Annotated in this window: 18 protein-coding genes; 11 read left to right on the forward strand and 7 right to left on the reverse strand. The window is 46.8% G+C overall.

Annotated elements, in window-relative coordinates; genetic code table 11:
• The first annotated feature begins 2 nt into the window (after positions 1-2).
• The 8 genes from IQP38_RS01765 to IQP38_RS01800 all read left to right on the forward strand — a co-directional run bounded on the left by IQP38_RS01765 (position 3) and on the right by IQP38_RS01800 (position 10246).
• Positions 3-635, forward strand: a complete 633-nt coding sequence (locus IQP38_RS01765) for an energy transducer TonB (RefSeq protein WP_005379353.1) — start codon at positions 3-5, stop codon at positions 633-635.
• Between the two features lie 9 nt (positions 636-644).
• Positions 645-1868 carry a tetratricopeptide repeat protein gene (locus IQP38_RS01770; RefSeq protein ID WP_193837237.1) on the forward strand — a complete coding sequence of 408 codons (1224 nt, stop codon included), beginning with the start codon at positions 645-647 and terminating at the stop codon, positions 1866-1868.
• A gap of 448 nt (positions 1869-2316) precedes the next feature.
• On the forward strand, positions 2317-2940 hold the full coding sequence (gmk, locus tag IQP38_RS01775) for a guanylate kinase (protein ID WP_005379347.1): 624 nt from the start codon (positions 2317-2319) through the stop codon (positions 2938-2940).
• 181 nt (positions 2941-3121) lie between these two features.
• Positions 3122-3394 carry a DNA-directed RNA polymerase subunit omega gene (rpoZ, locus tag IQP38_RS01780; protein WP_005379346.1) on the forward strand — a complete coding sequence of 91 codons (273 nt, stop codon included), beginning with the start codon at positions 3122-3124 and terminating at the stop codon, positions 3392-3394.
• Positions 3395-3433: 39 nt separating this feature from the next.
• Positions 3434-5554 carry a bifunctional GTP diphosphokinase/guanosine-3',5'-bis pyrophosphate 3'-pyrophosphohydrolase gene (gene spoT / locus IQP38_RS01785; RefSeq protein WP_005379340.1) on the forward strand — a complete coding sequence of 707 codons (2121 nt, stop codon included), beginning with the start codon at positions 3434-3436 and terminating at the stop codon, positions 5552-5554.
• A gap of 52 nt (positions 5555-5606) precedes the next feature.
• On the forward strand, positions 5607-6290 hold the full coding sequence (trmH, locus tag IQP38_RS01790) for a tRNA (guanosine(18)-2'-O)-methyltransferase TrmH (RefSeq protein WP_017635001.1): 684 nt from the start codon (positions 5607-5609) through the stop codon (positions 6288-6290).
• 253 nt (positions 6291-6543) lie between these two features.
• The gene (recG, locus tag IQP38_RS01795; RefSeq protein WP_193837238.1) at positions 6544-8625 is read left to right on the forward strand and encodes an ATP-dependent DNA helicase RecG; all 2082 of its coding nucleotides are present in this window, start codon (positions 6544-6546) and stop codon (positions 8623-8625) included.
• A gap of 232 nt (positions 8626-8857) precedes the next feature.
• Positions 8858-10246, forward strand: a complete 1389-nt coding sequence (locus IQP38_RS01800; RefSeq protein WP_005379335.1) for a uracil-xanthine permease family protein — start codon at positions 8858-8860, stop codon at positions 10244-10246.
• A gap of 72 nt (positions 10247-10318) precedes the next feature.
• Here IQP38_RS01800 and envZ read toward each other — a convergent pair whose 3' ends face one another.
• The 5 genes from envZ to IQP38_RS01825 form a co-directional block, all read right to left on the reverse strand.
• Positions 10319-11611, reverse strand: coding sequence for a two-component system sensor histidine kinase EnvZ (envZ, locus tag IQP38_RS01805; protein WP_017820700.1), 1293 nt, complete (start codon positions 11609-11611; stop codon positions 10319-10321).
• Positions 11612-11713: 102 nt separating this feature from the next.
• Complete coding sequence (ompR, locus tag IQP38_RS01810) at positions 11714-12433, reverse strand: two-component system response regulator OmpR (protein WP_005379333.1); 720 nt, start codon at positions 12431-12433, stop codon at positions 11714-11716.
• A gap of 129 nt (positions 12434-12562) precedes the next feature.
• Positions 12563-12958 (reverse strand): DUF1090 domain-containing protein, encoded by a 396-nt coding sequence (locus IQP38_RS01815; protein ID WP_017635004.1) that lies wholly within the window; start codon positions 12956-12958, stop codon positions 12563-12565.
• 105 nt (positions 12959-13063) lie between these two features.
• Complete coding sequence (gene greB / locus IQP38_RS01820) at positions 13064-13555, reverse strand: transcription elongation factor GreB (protein WP_005379321.1); 492 nt, start codon at positions 13553-13555, stop codon at positions 13064-13066.
• A 117-nt stretch (positions 13556-13672) separates the two neighbouring features.
• Entirely contained in the window at positions 13673-15553 is a 1881-nt protein-coding gene (locus IQP38_RS01825; protein ID WP_086013892.1) for an ATP-dependent zinc protease, read from the reverse strand.
• Between the two features lie 229 nt (positions 15554-15782).
• Here IQP38_RS01825 and IQP38_RS01830 point away from each other — a divergent pair, with 229 nt between their 5' ends.
• Positions 15783-18104: a Tex family protein gene (locus IQP38_RS01830; RefSeq protein ID WP_005379317.1), complete on the forward strand. Its 2322-nt coding sequence runs from the start codon at positions 15783-15785 to the stop codon at positions 18102-18104.
• Between the two features lie 104 nt (positions 18105-18208).
• Here IQP38_RS01830 and IQP38_RS01835 read toward each other — a convergent pair whose 3' ends face one another.
• Entirely contained in the window at positions 18209-18673 is a 465-nt protein-coding gene (locus IQP38_RS01835; protein ID WP_005379316.1) for a hypothetical protein, read from the reverse strand.
• Positions 18674-18797: 124 nt separating this feature from the next.
• Positions 18798-19565: a pimeloyl-ACP methyl ester esterase BioH gene (gene bioH, locus IQP38_RS01840; protein WP_047103874.1), complete on the reverse strand. Its 768-nt coding sequence runs from the start codon at positions 19563-19565 to the stop codon at positions 18798-18800.
• Positions 19566-19649: 84 nt separating this feature from the next.
• Between bioH and IQP38_RS01845 the strand changes: the two genes are divergently transcribed.
• Together IQP38_RS01845 and nfuA are read left to right on the forward strand one after the other, a co-directional pair.
• Positions 19650-20375 (forward strand): amidophosphoribosyltransferase, encoded by a 726-nt coding sequence (locus IQP38_RS01845; protein WP_033905914.1) that lies wholly within the window; start codon positions 19650-19652, stop codon positions 20373-20375.
• Between the two features lie 97 nt (positions 20376-20472).
• Positions 20473-21057, forward strand: a complete 585-nt coding sequence (gene nfuA, locus IQP38_RS01850; protein WP_005379313.1) for a Fe-S biogenesis protein NfuA — start codon at positions 20473-20475, stop codon at positions 21055-21057.
• Positions 21058-21146: the final 89 nt, after the last annotated feature.

A 21146-nucleotide genomic window follows, 5' to 3' on the forward strand; every position in this document is an offset into this window, starting at 1 on the left:
TTATGCGGTATCTGGCCTCAATTGCACTGGCGCTCATTGTCTCCCTCGGGTTGTTCTGGGGGATGGACAAGCTAGTAAACAAAGAGCGCCACGAGTTAGTGTCGAATGATGACCTGCGTATGGTCGAGTTTATTCGCATTAAACCAGACGAAAAAATACAGGAGAAAAAACGCGAACTTCCAAAGCCACCACCGCCTAAGCGTCCGCCGCCGCCGCCAGAAATGAAAGTGACAGCGACAGTAAAACCGGTGATGGAGCAGACCCCAATGGATATGCCAAAGCTTGACCTACCCGTAAATGTTACAGGTGGTTCGGTGCTTGGACATTATAGCCAGGGTGGAGGTGCGCAACTCGCGGGTAGCGGAGGTCCAACACCTCTAGCGACATTCCAACCTCAAATGCCTAGGAAAGCTGCGAAAGCAGGAATAGAAAAAGGGGTCGTCTTATTAGAGTTTACTGTCAACGCACGTGGTGCCGTAGAGGACATCAAAGTTCTTAAAGAGCAACCACGACGCTTAGGCCTCGGTCGAGCGGCAAGAAAAACAGTCTCTAAATGGACATTTAAACCAAAATTGGTTGACGGGAAACCTGTTAGCTCGCGCCTATCGCAAGAAATAGAGTTCTCAACCAATTAAGGAGTCACGATGAAAAGTTTATGGAAAAGCAAAGTGGCTTCTTTAATTCTCTTCGTAGGAGTGGCAATGGCCGCTCCTACGATGGCAAAAGAAGCTCCTCAGTTATCAGATCGGACATTTCGAACCGTTAACAAAGTGCAAGAGTTGATCGCAACTGAAAAATATTCAGCAGCGAAAGAAAAACTAGCAAGCGCTTTAGAAAGCACAAGTTCGAAAAAATACGACCGAGCAGTTTTACTTCAGCAGACTGGCTTTTTGTATTCGCTACAAGACAATTATGTGCAAGCAGCAAAATACTTTGCCGAAGCATTACAGCTCGACGCACTTCCCGTTCCTGTTGCTCAACAAGTTCGCTACAGCTTGGCTCAGCTTTACCTAGCTGAAGAAAAGTATACGTTGTCTGTAAAAACGATGAAGGAATGGTTCAAGGTTGCAGAAACAACCAAAGAGAAGCCTCAAGCTCATGCTTATATCACGTTAGCGAGCGCTTATGTTCAGTTGGAAGATTACAAAAATGCAATCCCACCAACCAAAAAAGCCATCGCGATGAGCAAGAGCCCAAGTGAGTCTTGGTACTTAATTCTCGTTGCATCTCACTACGAGTTAGGCCAGCTGAAAAGCGTTGCCAGTGTACTCAAAACTCTGACTTCAAAGTACCCTCAGAAAAAGCGTTACTGGATGCAACTTTCTGGTGTCTACATGGAGCTAGGTCAAGAGCGCAACTCTCTAGCCACCCTAGAAATGGTTTACAAAATGGGGAAACTAGAAGGAGAGAAGGAATATTTACGCTTTGTAAACTTCTTGGCTTATCAAGGTATTCCATATAAAGCAGCCAAAACTCTTGAAAAGGAAATGGCAGCTGGAAACATTGAAAAGACGAAGGAAAACTATGACCGCCTAGCCAGTTTCTGGCAGCAAGCTAAAGAGCTAGATAAATCAATTCTCGCTTATAAAAAGTCATATAACCTCGCTCCTTCTGCTAAAACGCAAATTCAGATTGCTCGCTTAATGATACAAGACAAGCAGTATTCTGAAGCAACTCGTTTTGTAGAAAGCGCGGCATCCAGTGCCTCTAAAGAGCAAAAGGCAGAACTTGAATACATTCGCGGGATGGCCTATTTCGAGCTTAAGCAACCACAAAAGGCCTTACAGGCAATGAAAGGTGCGGCTCAATCGCCAAAATTCAGGTCAACCGTTAGCCCTTGGATAAATTTCCTAGAGTCTCAAGGATAATTCGAAGATTAAGTGTGAGTCAGTCGCACGCCTGGGGAAGTGAAAGCTTCCCCTTTTTTCCGTTTTATCATTGTTAACCCCTATTTTTAACCAGAGTCACTCACGCAAGCCAAATCGGGACTCTAAACCTAAAATCAGCACACTAAACGGTTGTAGAAATGGTTTTAATAACAGAGTGCGCGGATGGTAAGTCCTGTGCCACGCTCCTTCTTCGCTGTTTAGGAACACTCTGCCGTAAGTAACTATTTCATCTGGGACAATCACAGACAGAAAGATCAACTGGTAACAAAATAGAGATCATGATACTCTTCGCCTCCATTTTTCTGGCGGGATTATCACCAAGATCCACTCCTTTGGTGGTTGATTTCTCAATGCCAGTGCTATCGTTATAAGAATGTCGAACTTTCCTTCGGCACTCAATCAATCCAATCAAAAGTGGAACAGTACAATGGGCAAAGGTACTCTCTATATCGTATCTGCACCTAGCGGCGCAGGTAAATCTAGCTTGATCTCAGCGATGTTGGAACGCAACCCAACCTACGCAATGAAAGTGTCTGTGTCTCACACCACGCGCAACATGCGACCTGGTGAAGAAAATGGTGTCCACTACCATTTTGTAGCGAAAGATGAGTTTGAAGCCCTGATCGCTAAAGGTGACTTCCTAGAATACGCAGAAGTGTTTGGTAATTATTACGGCACATCTCGTGTATGGATTGAAGAAACACTAAATAAAGGTATCGACGTTTTTCTAGATATCGACTGGCAAGGCGCACGCCAAATCCGTGAACAAATGCCAGAAGCCAAAAGCATCTTCATCCTGCCACCATCAAACGGTGAGTTAGAGCGCCGCTTGAACACTCGTGGTCAAGATAGCGATGAAGTGATCGCAAAGCGTATGGCTGAAGCCAAGTCGGAAATCTCTCATTACAACGAGTACGACTACGTGATCGTAAACGACGATTTTGATACCGCTTTGATGGATTTTAAAGCTATCTTGCGTGCTGAAAGATTGAAGGAAGAAAAGCAAGCTGCTAAATATAAAGGTATGCTTGACGCGTTGTTAGCAGAGTAACTTCAAAAAAGTCACGCTGTAAAACATAAAGAATTTCCCGTTTTTTGCCCAGTGCGAAAAACACGATAAACTACCTGAGAAAGTCCACAAACGGTGGCTTGTCTAATTGCTAGTAAATAAAGTAGTTAGGTTGTATACTTTCTCGTCATTCTAAAATTTTAGTTAACTATTTGGAGTCCTCATGGCACGCGTAACTGTTCAAGACGCTGTTGAAAAAGTTGGCAACCGTTTCGACCTAGTACTGATTGCGGCTCGCCGCGCTCGTCAAATGCAAACTGGCGGTAAAGATGCACTAGTGCCAGAAGAGAACGATAAGCCAACGGTTATCGCTCTACGCGAAATCGAAGAAGGTTTAATTACTAAAGAAGTTCTAGACGCTCGTGAACGTCAAGAACAGCAAGAGCAAGAAGCGGCAGAGCTAGCGGCAGTAAGCAGCATCGCTCACAACCGTTAATTCTGACTTTAGAATTCAACAACCTCCCGGGCCTATAATTTGTATCTATTCGATAGCCTCAAAGACGTTGCCCAAGAATACCTAACAGAGCCTCAGATTGAGGCTCTGCGTCAATCTTATGTGGTAGCGAGAGATGCCCATGAAGGGCAAACCCGCTCTAGCGGTGAACCATACATCATCCACCCTGTCGCTGTGGCTCGTATCTTGGCCGAAATGCGCCTTGATATCGAAACCCTCCAAGCTGCTTTGCTGCATGACGTCATTGAAGACTGTGATGTAACTAAAGAAGATCTCGAAGAGAAATTCGGCAACACTGTCGCAGAATTGGTTGATGGTGTATCTAAACTGGACAAACTCAAATTCCGCGATAGGAAAGAGGCTCAGGCTGAGAACTTTCGTAAGATGGTTCTGGCCATGGTGCAAGATATCCGCGTCATTCTGATCAAACTGGCTGACCGCACGCACAACATGCGTACGCTTGGCGCGCTTCGACCAGATAAAAAGCGTCGTATTGCTCGTGAAACGTTAGAAATTTACGCGCCCCTCGCTCATCGTCTTGGTATTCACAATATCAAAACCGAACTCGAAGAGTTGGGCTTTGAGGCGCTATATCCCAACCGCTACCGCGTACTGAAAGAAGTGGTTAAAGCCGCACGTGGTAATCGTAAAGAGATGATCCAACGCATTCACAGCGAAATAGAAGGCCGTCTGCAAGATTTTGGCTTGAATGCTCGCGTCGTTGGTCGTGAGAAAAACCTGTTCTCTATCTACAACAAGATGAAAACCAAAGAACAGCGCTTTCACACCATCATGGATATCTATGCGTTCCGAGTCGTTGTTGATACCGCTGATACTTGTTATCGCGTTTTAGGCCAAGTACACAGCTTGTATAAGCCACGTCCTGGTCGCATGAAAGATTACATCGCGGTACCAAAGGCGAACGGCTATCAATCGCTACACACTTCCATGGTTGGCCCACACGGCGTACCTGTTGAAGTTCAGATCCGTACTGAAGATATGGATCAAATGGCGGACAAAGGTGTCGCGGCACACTGGTCTTACAAAGACAAAGGTGACAAGTCTGGTACCACTGCGCAAGTGAAAGCTCAGCGTTGGATGCAAAGCCTGTTAGAGCTACAACAAAGCGCGGGTAACTCATTCGAATTCATTGAAAACGTAAAATCCGATCTTTTCCCAGATGAGATTTACGTCTTCACACCAAAAGGTCGTATCGTTGAACTACCTTTAGGCGCAACGGCTGTCGACTTTGCCTATGCCGTACATACCGATGTAGGCAACTCTTGTGTTGGTGCTCGTGTTGATCGTAACCCTTACCCATTGAGTAAGGCATTGAAAAACGGTCAGACAGTGGAAATTATCAGTGCCCCTGGTGCGCGTCCGAATGCGGCATGGCTGAACTATGTCGTGACTTCTCGTGCCCGCACTAAGATTCGACAAGTACTGAAAACGATGCGTCGTGAAGAGTCGATTACTTTAGGTCGTCGCCTACTTAATCACGCACTTGGCCGTCACTCGATTGATTCAATTTATCCAGAAAATATCCAAGAAGTCTTGAATGATCTTCGCCTAGAAAGCATCGATGATTTATTGGCTGCTATTGGATTGGGTGAGTTGATGAGCATTGTGATCGCACGTCGTCTCCTTGGTGACACCGAAGAGCTCACGACAACAAGTTCAATCCCAACGGACTCGAAGAAGAAGCTTCCGATTCGTGGCGCAGAAGGCTTATTGCTGACGTTTGCAAATTGTTGTCATCCTATCCCAGATGATCACATTATTGCTCACGTATCGCCTGGTCGTGGTTTGGTTGTTCACCGAGAAACATGTCCGAACGTTCGTGGTTATCAGAAAGAGCCAGACCGTTATATGGCTGTCGCTTGGTCTGAAGACTACGATAAAGAGTTCATTGCTGAACTTAAAGTCGACATGCTTAACAACCAAGGTGCTCTTGCAGAACTTACCAACGTGATCTCGAAAACAGGATCAAACATTCATGGCCTTTCAACGGAAGAACGTGATGGTCGTCTATACACTGTGACTGTGCTGTTGACGACGAAAGATCGTGTCCACCTTGCTGGTATCATGCGTAAGATTAAGGCAATGCCTCAAGCAACCCGAGTCAGACGCAGAAAGAACTAACCTCTATCGCCACCTACTCTGTTAGGTGGCGATTTTTTATACCTCAATAAATATGAACCTAGAACGTTACAACCGTATTCACCAAGTCCTAAAAACTCGCCAAACTGATCTGACACTTTGTCTCGAAGAAGTACATAAGCCAAACAACGTCTCTGCTGTGATCCGCACCGCTGACGCGACAGGCTTACACAAAGTTCACGCAATTTGGCCAGACAAAATGCGTACGCTGAGCCATACCTCAGCTGGCGCGCGTAACTGGGTTGAAGTGGATACTCACGATTCGATTGAAACTGCGATTACCGAACTCAAAGCGCAAGGTATGCAGGTTTTGGTGACCAATCTTTCGGACACCGCCGTCGATTTTCGCGAGATCGACTACACCAGACCAACGGCAATCATTTTAGGCAGTGAAAAAGTTGGCGCTTCGGAGCAAGCCAAACAGCTTGCCGATCAAGACATTATTATCCCAATGGTGGGCATGGTGCAGTCACTAAACGTATCGGTTGCCAGTGCCGTAATTTTGTATGAAGCGCAACGTCAACGTGAAGCCGCAGGCATGTACGACCGAGAAGAAAGCGCTCTGCCTAAAGAGACAATCAACCGTATTCTCTTTGAACGTGGTCACCCAGTGCTGGCAAAGGTCGCGAAACGAAAAGGGCTCGTTTACCCACCACTCGATGAAGAAGGTCAAATCATCGCCGATGACGCGTGGTGGCAAGAGATGCAAAGCAAGTAACAGACTTTCGTCATCCTGAACGGCGGCGAAGGAGCGTGGTTCAGGATCTAATTCTCAAATATACAGATGCTGATAGTGTTAACTTCAGCGACATACTTGTTGGAAATAGAATCCTGATGTCGCTAAAGCTCCTCGGAATGATAGGTTATCAGTCAAATCATGACACTAACTAAAGCATGACTATTTTTTCCTGTACAAAAACACAGCTCCATGGTTAACATACTGCTATGTTAACCATTTTCTTGAGCCCTCTATGTCCGCCCAAATGTTATCTGCCGTCCCATTAACCTCCCTTTCTGGAGTTGGCGCGAAAGTCGCAGAAAAACTCGCCAAAGTTGGCTTACATAGCGTTCAAGATTTGCTGTTTCACCTTCCGTTACGCTACGAAGATCGTACTCGTATTTACCCTATTGCCAAACTGCATGCTGGCCTTTGGGCGGCAGTGCAAGGTAAGGTCATGGCAGTCGACACCATCTTCGGTAAGCGCAAAATGCTAACGGTAAAAATCAGCGACGGTAATGGCACTATCACGCTGCGCTTTTTCAACTTTACCGCAGCCATGAAGAACAATTTCACGCAAGGTAAGTTAGTACATGCTTACGGTGAAATTAAGCGCGGTGGCATGGGTTGGGAAATTGTTCATCCTGACTACAAGTTTTACGTCAGCGAGCAAAAGCCCGATGTAGAACAGAGCTTAACCCCTGTTTATCCCACCACCGATGGTTTACGCCAAATCACATTACGCAACCTTACCGAACAAGCTTTAGCCCTGCTTGATAAAACCGCAGTGCAGGAATTACTTCCAGCGGGGTTGTATGACCATCAAATCACGATGTCGCAAGCGCTGCACACCATTCATCGCCCACCACCAACCATTAATTTAGATGAGTTTGACGAAGGCAAACATCCTACCCAAATCCGCTTGATCATGGAAGAATTGCTCGCACAAAACTTATCGATGCTGGCGGTGCGTAGCAAAGGTCAGAAGGATTCAGCGCTACCTCTCGGTCCTTGTCATAAACTAAAAACGCAGCTTTTAGCCCAACTGCCTTTCTCTCCTACAAACGCTCAAACCCGAGTAGTACAAGAGATTGAAGCCGATCTAGAAAAACCGCACCCAATGATGCGATTAGTGCAAGGCGATGTTGGTTCGGGGAAAACGTTGGTTGCCGCTTTGGCCGCTGTTAGAGCCATTGAGCATGGCCATCAGGTGGCACTCATGGCGCCAACCGAACTATTGGCCGAGCAACACGCTATCAACTTCGCAAACTGGTTTGAAACCATGGGCATTCAAGTCGGTTGGTTAGCGGGCAAACTCAAAGGTAAGGCAAAGGAAGCCGAGCTGGCTCGTATTGCCAGTGGTGAAGCGCAAATGGTAGTGGGTACTCACGCGCTATTCCAAGAGCACGTTGAATTTCATCACCTTGCTTTGGTCATCATTGATGAACAGCACCGCTTCGGTGTCCACCAACGTTTAGAGCTGCGTGAGAAAGGTGCAAAACAAGGCGCTTATCCACATCAGCTCATCATGACAGCAACGCCTATTCCTCGCACCTTAGCCATGACCGCTTACGCCGATCTGGAAACTTCCGTGATTGACGAACTACCACCGGGTCGAACGCCGATTCAAACCGTTGCTATTCCTGATACAAAACGTGACGACATCGTCGAGCGTGTCCGAAATGCCTGCTTAAACGAAGGCAAGCAGGCATATTGGGTGTGTACCCTGATTGATGAGTCGGAAGTATTAGAAGCGCAAGCCGCGGCAGATACCGCAGAAGAGCTTCAACGTAAGCTACCGGACGTAAAAATTGGTCTAGTACACGGACGAATGAAGCCGGCAGAGAAACAAGCGGTGATGCAAGATTTCAAAGACAATAAACTGCATTTGCTGGTCGCAACGACAGTGATTGAAGTTGGTGTGGATGTGCCAAACTCTAGCTTGATGATCATAGAAAACCCTGAACGTCTTGGTTTGGCACAATTACACCAGTTAAGAGGTCGCGTGGGCCGAGGTTCCGTTGCTAGCCATTGTGTGCTGCTGTACCACTCTCCGCTGTCAAAAACCGCGCAAAAACGTCTCGGAGTACTACGTGAAAGTAACGATGGCTTCGTCATTGCGCAGAAAGACCTAGAAATTCGTGGCCCTGGTGAACTATTGGGTACAAAGCAGACAGGTCTTGCTGATTTCAAAATCGCAGACTTAGTTCGAGATCAGCGCCTGATTCCCGCAGTTCAGCGCATTTCGCGTCATATTCATGACAATTACCCGTCTAACGCAACAGCGATTATCGATCGCTGGTTGGGTGAGCGGGATATTTACTCCAAAGCGTAATGATTGAAAGCGAGCCAAATGGCTCGTTTTTTAATGCGCCAAAAACAAAGCAAACGTTTGCTTTTTGAGTGAATCTCTCTATAATCGCGCACAAATTTTTAAGTGTGTTAGATCACACTCCACCAACCTGAGTTGACTCTGATTAACAGCAATCACAGGTAACGACGTCAACTCCACCCTGCTCTCCCATTCAGCGAGAACTAGGGAAATATTGCGACTAGCGAGACAAACAATGACAACTTCAAACCGATCTTCGGAACTGGTCTATCAACTCAACGATCGACCACCTTTGCCTCAAACCATTTTTGCCGCACTTCAGCACTTATTGGCGATGTTCGTTGCGGTGATTACACCTTCATTAATCATTTGCCAATCTTTGGGCGTTCCGGCCGATCAAACCAACACCATTATCAGCATGTCTTTATTTGCGTCAGGCGTGTCTTCGTTTATTCAAATTCGCACCGTTGGCCCAATTGGCTCTGGTTTGCTCTCTGTTCAAGGCACCAGCTTTAACTTTTTAGGTCCTATTATTGGAGCAGGCCTATCGCTGAAAGCCGGTGGAGCAGACATCAGCACCATGATGGCTGCCATTTTTGGTACGATTTTAGTCGCATCATTTGCAGAAATTTTCCTATCTCGCGTGTTGGAGCATGCCCGCCGAATCATCACTCCGCTTGTTTCAGGCATCGTCGTCACTCTTATCGGTCTCACACTGATTCAAGTCGGCTTAGTATCAATGGGCGGTGGCTACGCAGCATTAAATGAAGGAACCTTCGGCAGCTTAGACAAACTTGCTCTGGCTGGGACGGTACTTGGATTAATTGTGATTTTAAACCGCTCGAAAAACCCATACATCCGTGTGGCTTCAATCGTGATTGCGATGCTAGTGGGTTACATCATGGCGTATTTTATGGGGATGGTAGATACTTCTCAGCTAGGCGCAACCGAGATCGTAGCACTGCCCGTACCAATGCAATATGGCTTATCGTTTGACTGGTCTCTGTTCATTCCGCTGGTACTGATTTTCTTTATTACCGCACTAGAAGCCATCGGTGATATTACCGCAACATCTGAAGTGTCTGGTGAGCCAGTAAAAGGCCCAGTGTACATGAAACGCATTAAGGGCGGTGTGTTAGCAGACGGCTTAAACTCTGCAATCGCAGCCGTTTTCAACAGCTTCCCGAACTCAACGTTTAGCCAGAATAACGGCATCATCATGCTAACAGGAGTCGCGAGCCGCTACGTGGGTTACTTTATTTCAGGCATGTTAGTGATTCTTGGCTTGTTTCCTGGCGTCGCTAGCTTTGTTCAGTTGATTCCTGAGCCAGTACTTGGCGGCGCAACGATTGTCATGTTTGGTACGATTGCTGCCGCTGGTGTGCGTATTATCTCTCGTGTTGAGCTCGATCGCCGCGCAATTCTGATCATGGCCTTATCCTTCTCAATGGGACTTGGTATCGCACAAAAACCAGAGATCCTGCAATTTATGCCAGAATTTATTAAGAGTATTTTCTCAACTGGTGTTGCAGCAGGTGGCATCACAGCGATCATTTTAAATCTACTTCTGCCAGAGAAACTGGAAGACGAAGATGAACTTCCTCAGGAAGTGAAAGAGTCTTAAGATTATTGAGAATAAGAAAAGCCCAACCTATTTAGGTTGGGCTTTTTGTTTGAAAGGGGGCGGGCCATCGACTTACTTGGTAGGAAAGCTGATTTGAGCGATTAAACCGCCTTCACTGCGATTACGCATCACCACAGAGCCTGAATGTTGGCTGATTATACGCTTCACAATCGCCAACCCTAGCCCAGTGCCTTCACTACCGCGAGCGGTGTCACCACGCGTAAAGGGTTCAAATAACCTCGCGATTTGAGAATGCTCGATACCCGGTCCGTTGTCCTCTACTGAAATCCACACTAGCTGCTTATCTGCTGTCACACCAGTGCTGATTTTGACCCAGCCATTGCCATAGCGTAGCGCATTCACAACTAAGTTACTGATCGCCCGCTTAATCGCAATCGCGCTTCCTTTGGCTGGCGGCAAGTTAAGATTAAGATCTGTTTCAATTTCAACCTCATAACCACCTTCAGAACTGGCGACGTCACTGGCAATCGTACTGATATCAACCGCTTCAAACGATTCTTGGTTCACCGGTTTGAGGTAATCCATAAACTGACTGATGATCTCATTACATTCTTCCGTATCGCTAATGATCCCCTCCGCAAGATAGCTGTCCTCAGGAGACATCATTTCTGTCGCTAGGCGAATACGCGTCAGAGGTGTTCGTAAGTCATGGCTAATCCCTGCCATTAATAAGGCTCGGTCTTCTTCTAGCTCTTGAATACCTTTCGACATTTGATTAAAGGCTCGAGTTACAGAGCGAATCTCCGATGCGCCTTTCTCTGCTAAGGGGGGCGGGATCTCACCTCGACCGACGTCTTTCGCGGCTCTCTCTAAAGCCAAAAGTGGACGGTTTTGCAAACGAATAAACAACCAACCACCTGCAATGATCAGCAGCGCCATAATCAAGCTGTTACGAAACAGCGGTGCAAAATCTTCTTCTTGCAGCTCAGATAACGGAATACGAATGATGGAGTTCGGCAACTTTTCGATGTGCATCCACAAAATGTAACTTTCATCGCCAAGCAATAAGCGTACTTCTGTAGGCGAACCCAGCTCTTGGCTCATTTCTTCAGACATCAAATCAATCGACATTGCGTGATGAAATTCAATCGCCTTATCGCTGTCAAGGCTGTGAACCGTCACCCCTAATCTTTCTAATAATTGACGCCTTAACGGTGCATCAGACTTTAAAGGTCCTTCATCATCAAGCACCAAATTGAGCTCATGGGCGAGAATTTTATTGAACTGCTGCAAACTCGGCATCAACGCGTAGTTAAAAACGGCGTAGTAAGAGAAAACTTGGCTCGCGAGAAGCAAAGAGATGAACAGCAGAATAGATTGTGTCAGTGAACTTCGGATGCGCATGGAACGTTCCTAGTGGTCCTAATCGCGAAATTTCAGCCTTCAAAGGGAAGGTAATGAAGGCTGAAGTTGCTATAGCCAAGTGCTGGCTATGGAGTGAAGAGGTTACACCTCTTTGCCGTCTGGGACGAAAACATAACCTAGGCCCCATACGGTTTGAATGTAGCGCGGCTTGCTCGGATCGTCTTCTAACATGCGACGTAAACGTGAGATTTGTACGTCAATAGAACGTTCCATTGCAGAATATTCACGGCCACGCGCCATGTTCATCAATTTATCTCGTGACATTGGCTCACGTGCATTCATCACGAGCGCCTTTAGAACAGCAAACTCTCCAGAGGTGAGTGGCATTGCCTCGTCACCGCGGAACATCTCGCGAGTGCCTAGATTGAGTCGGAACTCCCCGAACTCCACCACTTTTTCTTCCGTGCTTGGTGCACCCGGCAACTCTACGGTTTGGCGGCGTAATACGGCCTTGATGCGAGCCAATAATTCGCGTGGGTTAAACGGTTTTGGCAAATAATCATCCGCCCCTACCTCAAGACCTACGATGCGGTCCACTTCATCACCTTTCGCGGTGAGCATTAAGATTGGCAACATATTGTTCGCGTGGCGTAGACGACGACAAATTGACAAACCGTCTTCACCTGGCAACATTAGGTCTAGCACCATTAAGTGAAAGTTTTCGCGCGTTAGTAGGCGATCCATCTGTTCGCCATTGGCGACACTTCGTACCTGAAAACCTTGCTCAGAAAGGTAACGCTCCAATAGAGCACGTAAACGAGCATCGTCATCAACCACTAAAATTTTATGATTTTCTTGCATTGAAACATCCTTTCAGAAGCGTCTATTGTCGAAAATGTATCACTGTTTTTCCTAACGTGCTCAAGCAAATTGTTACTCTTTTTATCTTAAGCGCTTTATTCTCTCTCTAGCAGATATTTTCAGCACCTACTATTGACCATAATTCCATTCCAGTTCACGTTTGGCCTCAAGCAGCTCTTGCTGTGCCTCAGCCAGCTTGTGACGTTTTTTCTCAATTTTGTCTGCTTTCCCTGAATGCTGAGCTTCGACTAATTCTTCCTCTCGCTCCTCAACTTCTTTAGTCTTTTCTTCCACTTCTGCTTGCAGCTCTTGGCGCAGCTCACCTTCCGAGCATTCATTCTGGATAGCGGAAAGTGCTTGCTCCAAGCCTTTAATGCGATGCTCATTACCTTGCGCTTTTGCATACTCGAGCTGCTGCTCTACCGCTAACTCTTTAGCGTCACAGCCTTTCACTTCATCTTGAGCAAAAACTGAAAGTGAGAATCCTATTGTTAGTGCAGCACTACACATGACTGCTTTGTTCATTTTACTTCTCCGAGAAAGGCACCATGCCTTTATACCAAATATTCTGACGTTGAGACCCAAGTCACTTCTAGTGAACTTCATGAGACTTGAATCGGTGATAAAGCCTCAGTCTTCCGAGGCCGGTTGAGTATATTCAATTGAGTTGATGAACCACTCTTTTTCACCTTCTGGGGTGCGTACCGTGAACTCTTCATCCACTTGTTTTTTCAACATCGCTCGCGCCATAGGTGAATCGATCGAGATGTAGTCTTTCGCATCGCCATAAATCTCTTCAGGCCCGACAATACGAAACTTTTTCACTTCTCCTGCCTCATTTTCTATTTCCACCCATGCACCAAAAAAGACTTTGCCTTCTTGTTGCGGAGAATAGTCAACGATCGTGACTTCTGGCAGGAATTTACGAAGGAAGCGGACACGACGGTCGATCTGACGGAGTAAACGTTTATTGAAGGTGTAATCCGCATTTTCTGAGCGATCGCCCAGGCTCGCCGCCCAAGTGACGATCTTGGTGATTTCCGGGCGCTTTTCATTCCAAAGGTAATCATGCTCTTGTTTGAGTTTGTTGTAACCTTCTCGTGTAATCAGCTTAGTTTTCAAATTAACTCCTATCTCAACTAAAAAATGCTGCTCTTTGGCAGCATTAAGGAGATGATATACCCAAAGATCCAATGTTGTTCAGGCTTTGGGTATCAAGGTGATAAGGCGGCCAGAGTGTTACTTTTCGTAATCCGGTTTTTGCGTCACGATGTAATTCGTATCACTCGAAACAACCGCGCCATGTTTTAGGAAGTTTTTACCTAAAATCATGCTGTAATGGAAGCGACCTCGGTCCTGTAAGTTGACTCGGATCTTCTTCTCTAATTCGCCAAGCTTAACATGCATTTCAACCACAGGGCGTACGTTCGCTTTCTCACCTTTCTTCGCTTTAATACGCATGACATCAACAACAGGCTTGGTAAACGCCTGTTTCATGCCAAGATCGTTCTCATAGGTAAAGCTCACCATGTCTTTGCCGTCTTTCTTAAACTGCTTGATGTTCTTAGCATTGATTGAGCTTACATCTGCACCCGTGTCTAACTTCACAGGGAAAGACATCCCCTCAACTTCCGCCACTTCGATATGGCCAGCTTTGAAAAGTGGCCTTGCATCTAGTAGATGGTCTGCGCGAGTGTTCAGCAACACACCACCCTTGGCTATGTCATGACCAAAGACGAAAAAGGGTTGAGTGTCACCCTCATCAAGCACATCGAGCGCAAACTTCATTGATGTGTCTTTTCTACCGAGAAGAAAGTCTCCTTCGACAACAGGGCGAACCGCGCTGCCAACCTTGAGCTTTTTCAACACTGGTTTGGTGATTTTTTCTTCTTTCCCCTCATCGTTCATTAAATAAAACGTGACGGATTCATCCTTACCTTTTTCTGTTACTTCAAACCCATTTACACGCAGTAATGGCGTTTTCACAGTAAAAGTGGGGTAAGCAGGGACGGTATAACCATCAATGGTGACCTGTTCTTCTGGTGAAACGACAAGAGGTTTTGATTTGAGTGCGCTTTTGAACGTTTTTTCTACGCCACCCAGTAGATTTTCTCTGTCCGTATCAATAACAAAGTGCTGACTCGCGACGTCCCGACCTAAGCGAATTTGCGAACTGAACTTACTGCGATCACGCAGATACACCAACCAACGTTGAGTTTCATTTTCGCCGACTTTGACGGGTAAATAGACTAAAGGGCGCTCGCTTTTGGTCGTTTTCAGCATTCGTACCAAGGGTAATGTCATTGGATGACGCTTGCCATTCTCGCCCTCTAACATAAAAGAGACTTCGTTATGCTTTTTGTCTACCTTGATGTCCAGTGCATGGACGTTGGTATAACGGCTAGAAGTTGAGATGCTGATCTTATATGGCACACCTTCGACTTCAACCGTCTCTTTTTTGCCAATCATTTTTGCGCGTGGCTGTTCTTGAAGGTAATCGTAACCAGCGAAGACCCATGCGTTATCATCGAGATAGGTTTTACCAATCAAGATAGGAGAAGAGAATTGCGTACGCTTGGTCAGGTTCACTTCCGTATCAACGGTGTGACCAGCGATTGTCATCGGCATTTTTATTGTCGGGCGTAGGATGGGCTTTTTGCTTGTTCGACTGCGAATCGCGCTCACTCTTTCCAGATCATCGGTAATCTGTATTTCCTTCCCTGTATAAGGGTGAGGAACCGTAAAGCTAACCTTTACTTGATATGGCTTAAAGCTGTCGGCGTCCCACTTTGCCTTCGTACCACCTAAGTCATCGACAATCGCCCAAAGTAACTCGTTATCTTTCAAATCTTGGTAATCTGGGTGTGAGCTACTGACATGGATATTCTCCGCATGCATCGATGTCGTATCTGCACCAGTATCAATCTTGCCAATAAATGGCACCGCTTTTAGTTCCGGAATGTCACTGTAGTAGACGCTCTCCACACGCCCTAGTACCAATTTGTTATCGAGCTGATAAACGGGAGCTTGTGTGGTTCCTGAGATAGACTGCGCCCAACTAAGCGGGGCGACAAGTAAGGCACTCGTAAGCGCTAACGCCAAAGACATTTTTTTCATCATGATTATCCGTATAAGCCGAGGTACATTTAGTGATATCAACAACCGTGGAATTAGGTTAGTCGATAACTGCGGATATAAGTTCTCAATTTAATTACAGTTTTGACATAAATCTGACTGATGTCCACCAGCGCCCGGTAAATTTTTGCCTCGTTAATTTAAAACATTGCAAATTCTTCGAACGACCCCAATGTTCTATACAACCAAAACCGAATTAAAAGAGAAAACACGGATGAGCCAAGCTATCTGTCGCATGATTGCTCAAGAACTGAATGTTCGCCCAGAGCAAGTCAACGCCGCTGTCACCCTAATTGATGATGGCAACACTGTCCCTTTTATTGCACGTTACCGCAAAGAGGTGACGGGGGGCCTTGATGATACCCAGCTTCGTACTTTGGACAGCCGTCTGTCTTACCTTCGTGAAATGGATGATCGCCGTCAAACCATCCTCAAATCAATCCAAGAGCAAGGCAAACTGACGCCAGAGCTAGAACAAGAGATCGCGCAGGCAGACAGCAAAACTCGTCTTGAAGACTTATACCTACCTTACAAACCCAAGCGTCGTACGAAAGGTCAGATCGCGATTGAAGCTGGTCTTGAACCACTCGCAGATCAGCTTTGGAATCATCCACAAACCGAGCCAGAAAGCGAAGCAAGCAAATACCTTGATGCAGACAAAGGCATCGCAGACACCAAAGCTGCATTGGATGGCGCTCGCGCGATCATCATGGAGCGCATCGCAGAAGACGCAAACTTACTGGAAAAAATTCGCAACCACTTAAATCGCAATGCGGAACTGGTTTCACGAGTCGTTGAAGGCAAAGAGCAAGAAGGCGAGAAGTTTAAAGATTACTTCAACCACAACGAGCCCCTAAGCAAAGTGCCATCGCACCGCGCACTGGCGATGCTACGCGGCCGTAACGAAGGCTTCCTGACATTGGCAATGAATGCCGATCCAGAACAGGAAGAAGGTGCTCGTCAGTCTTACTGCGAAACGATTATCGCCGACCATTATGGCGTGACGCTAAGCAGCGCACCGGCGGATACCTGGCGTAAGCAAGTGATCAGCTGGGCATGGCGCATCAAAGTATCGATGCACATGGAAACCGAGCTAATGGGCGCAATGAAAGAGCGCGCTGAAATCGAAGCGATTGAAGTATTCGCCACTAACCTAAAAGACTTGTTGATGGCAGCACCGGCTGGCCCTCGTGCAACACTTGGTCTAGATCCGGGTCTGCGTACAGGTTCAAAAATCGCGGTTGTCGACTCAACAGGTAAAGTGCTTGCAACCGAAACCATCTACCCTCACCCACCACAAAAACAATACGACAAGTCAGCACAAATCGTTGAGCAGTTGGTGCGTAAGTACAACGTGGATTTGATTGCGATTGGTAACGGTACGGCTTCACGTGAAACCGACAGCTTTGTCGCAGACGTCATCAAACGTGGCAACCTGAAAGTTCAGAAGATCATCGTAAGTGAAGCGGGGGCTTCGGTTTACTCAGCGTCTGAGCTTGCAGCAAAAGAGTTCCCGAATATGGACGTATCACTGCGTGGTGCAGTGTCGATTGCACGTCGTTTGCAAGATCCATTGGCTGAACTCGTGAAAATTGATCCGAAATCTATTGGTGTGGGTCAATACCAGCACGATGTAAGCCAATCTATGTTGGCAAAACGCCTAGATGCGATTGTGGAAGACTGTGTAAACGCGGTTGGTGTTGATGTGAACACTGCTTCTGCGGCGCTACTGACGCGCGTAGCAGGCTTATCAAGCACCATCGCGCAGAACATTGTCGACTTCCGCGATGAAAACGGTCGCTTCGAAGCACGTACAACCTTGAAGAAAGTACCTCGTTTAGGTCCTAAGGCGTTCGAGCAGTGTGCGGGCTTCCTGCGTATTATGGATGGTAAGAACCCACTTGATGCGTCTGCGGTTCACCCAGAAGCGTACCCAGTGGTCAAAGCGATTTCTGAAAAGAACAACAAAGATATCAAAGCGCTAATTGGTGATTCTAGCTTCCTAAAAGGTCTGCATGCGGTCGATTACACCGACGATAACTTCGGCGTTCCAACCATTACAGACATCATCAAAGAGCTGGATAAGCCGGGTCGTGATCCACGTCCAGAATTCAAAACGGCGACCTTTGCAGAAGGTGTAAACTCGGTATCTGACTTGGAACCGGGCATGATTCTAGAAGGCGTGGTGTCTAACGTAGCCAACTTCGGTGCCTTCGTTGATATCGGCGTTCACCAAGATGGTCTTGTGCATATTTCTGCACTGACAGATCGTTATGTGTCTGACCCACGTGAAGTGGTGAAAGCTGGCGACATCGTCAAAGTGAAAGTGATGGAAGTTGACGTGCAGCGTAAGCGTATTGGTCTATCGATGCGTATGAACGACGAACCGGGTCAAGACAACCGCAGCCAACGCTCATCAGCAGCGCCGCGTCGTAATGACCAACCGCAGCGTCGTCAGCCTCGCCGTGATGATTCGTCATCGAACAGCGCGATGGGCGGTGCGTTTGCTGCAGCGTTTGCTAAAGCGAAAAAGTAACCTTACCTAGGCTTCACCGCTAACGAGCTTTCATAACTAAAAAGAAAACGCTCCAATCAGTCAACCTGCTTGGAGCGTTTTTGTTTGAGTAGGATATTGAGTCGTCATAATACTGCTATCACTTCTGACGGGGTATGGGGAGCGACTGCATGACCATAATGAAACTTGATCACCTTCCTGCGCTTTTCCATTAATCCTTCATTGATCGCAGCATCCAAAATGCGCTTTGGTAAGCGAAAGCGGATCGCGTAGCCTTTCCCCTGGTCTTCACTATACGATTTGAGCGCAAGCAAACTAAAAAGCCGTTCTAGTGTATCTTCCGGCTCTTCTTGATAACGCGTGTCGACTTCCGTTTCCATATCATAATCAGGATGCTCTGAAGGATCCCAAGAAGACTGACGTCGGCGCTTGTCGTCACCTTTTACTTTTCGCTCTGCATTGGTTTTGGCCAATGCGACCGTTGGCGTTACAGGCTCTCGGACTTTATTGTCGCGAGCTGCTTGTTCCGTCTGCACATTCACGGATGGGGCGATCAGTGGCACACTTACGTTGGTCGGTGACACAATCATTGCGAACCCTCCTCAGAGTCGCCCAACTCGTCAATATGGCTTAGCTTTATTGGCTAATAAAACCTCACCAGCCTTTATATCGACCACTTTTTAAACAACTTGAGGTATTTCCGCTCGCACTTGCTCAATCGTGAGCAAACTCTCGGATTTGAACACAAAATTCGTCATGTTCGGTGATAAAAGGCGCATGAGAGGACTGATTAAAAACAAACTGCTGGGTATGAGGCAACTGTTCACTTAAATCGTTAGCTACTTTAATTGGCACCAACCCATCTAAACGGCCATAAAGACGCAACATTGGAACAGAAAGAGACGTCAACGCATCGCGCAGATCCACATCAGCAAGGATGTTTAGCCCAACCAACAGCGATTCAGGGTTTGGCTGAGGGCGCGATAGTACCGCTTGCTTGAGCTGTTTAACGTCTTTACGCGCTGATGGGCTGCCCATCGCTTGCAACGCCATAAAGCGCTCAATGGTCAGTGAGAAATCTTCTAGCAACTGAGAGGTGAACGCACTCAGTACATCCGGTTGAATGCCACGCCACGGTTTTTCTGCGGCAAATTTAGGTGAGCTGGCAACCGTAATCAACTTAGCCACGCGCTCGGGCATATTTAATGCCACATGCGTCGCCACTAAACCTCCGAGGGACCAACCAAGCCAAATCGCTTTCTCTGGCGCACCTTGCACCACCAAGTTAGCAATATGGTCTAAATCTTCAGCATGAGATTCGGCGCTATGTCCGTACCCCGGAAGGTCAACCACATGAACTCGGAAATAAGGTTGAAGAGACTCGACTGTCTGCTGCCATACCGCACCATTCATGCCCCAACCATGAAGTAACACCAAATCTGGTCCCTGACCAAATGACTGCCAGTGTAATTTCGTGCTCATGCTCTCAATCTCTCCCACTTATTTTATTCCCTACGGCTTCAGCCAAGCGTTAGGCTGAGTAAAATATCACCATGAATAAACGCTATGTTATCTCATCACTGGCAAAACATCATGCATCGCGTATTGAGCAGTCAATGCGGCCTGTGTCGGTTCCCTATTCAAACACCAAGCCACACAAATACTCTGCGCTGGTGCGAGCACTGTTTAAAATACCTAACTCCGGTAAAACGATGTCAACGCTGCGGTTTATCATTACAGAAAGAAGAAATGAGTACGGATAGTATTTGTGGTGAATGTCTTTCAAAGCCACCGCCATGGCAAAGGCTATACACGTTAGGCGATTACGACTTTCCCCTTTCACGGGAAGTACAACGCTTTAAAGATCACGGAGAGTCTTGGCATGTAAAAGCATTAACCGAGCAACTGGCACAGCGCATCACCACGCCAGCTCCAATCATTACCAGTGTGCCATTGCACTGGCAGCGTTACCTGCGCCGGGGTTTTAATCAAAGTGATGTTTTAGCCCGACACCTCGCCAAGCAATTGCAGACTAATTTTGATGCGAAGGTCTTTCGTCGAGTAAGGCTCGCCCAATCACAGCGTGGTAATACCAAAACAAGCCGTGAACAAAACTTAAAAGGCGCGTTTATTCTCAATAAGCGCCCTCACTCTTCCCATGTTGCCATCGTCGATGATGTAGTCACCACAGGCAGTACCGTCCGACAATTATGTCATTTACTACTTGAAGTTGGCGTAGAAAGCATCGATATTTACTGCATCTGCAGAACACCTGCTCCTCGTTCTCTCTAGATCGCTTCGCCATGCCTTAGCATCAAAAAGACTAGACCCATACGTCAACAAGAGTAGAATAGCAGCAGTAACCTACAAATTTACTCGGGTATTCGTCGTGTCAAATATTACTATTACAGAAACTGCGCAAACGCATTTCGCTAACCTTTTAGGTCAACAACCTGAAGGCACTAACATTCGTATTTTCGTTGTGAACCCAGGTACACAAAACGCTGAGTGTGGCGTGTCTTACTGTCCACCAGAAGCAGTAGAATCGACCGACACTGAACTCTCTTACAGCGGTTTTTCAGCTTACGTGGATGAGCTAAGCCTGCCATTCCTTGAAGACGCTGAAATCGATTTTGTTACCGATAAAATGGGCTCTCAGCTAACGCTAAAAGCACCTAACGCTAAAATGCGTAAAGTTGCGGACGACGCACCACTGGTTGAGCGCGTTGAGTACGTTATCCAAACTCAAGTGAACCCACAGCTTGCTGGCCACGGTGGTCACGTAAACTTGGTTGAGATCACTGAAGACGGTGTTGCGATTGTTGCATTTGGTGGCGGTTGTAATGGCTGTTCTATGGTTGACGTAACACTAAAAGAAGGCATCGAGAAAGAACTGCTAAACCAGTTCATTGGTGAACTAACCGCTGTTCGTGATGCAACAGAACATGACCGTGGTGATCACTCTTACTACTAAGAGTAAACACTGTCAGAAAATGGGAGGCTTCGGTCTCCCATTTTTGTATCGATACTGAGGTGATGCTGAGATGCTTAGCTCGACTCGTA

Source organism: Vibrio sp. OPT41 (genome assembly GCF_015163595.1).
Taxonomy (GTDB): domain Bacteria; phylum Pseudomonadota; class Gammaproteobacteria; order Enterobacterales; family Vibrionaceae; genus Vibrio; species Vibrio alginolyticus.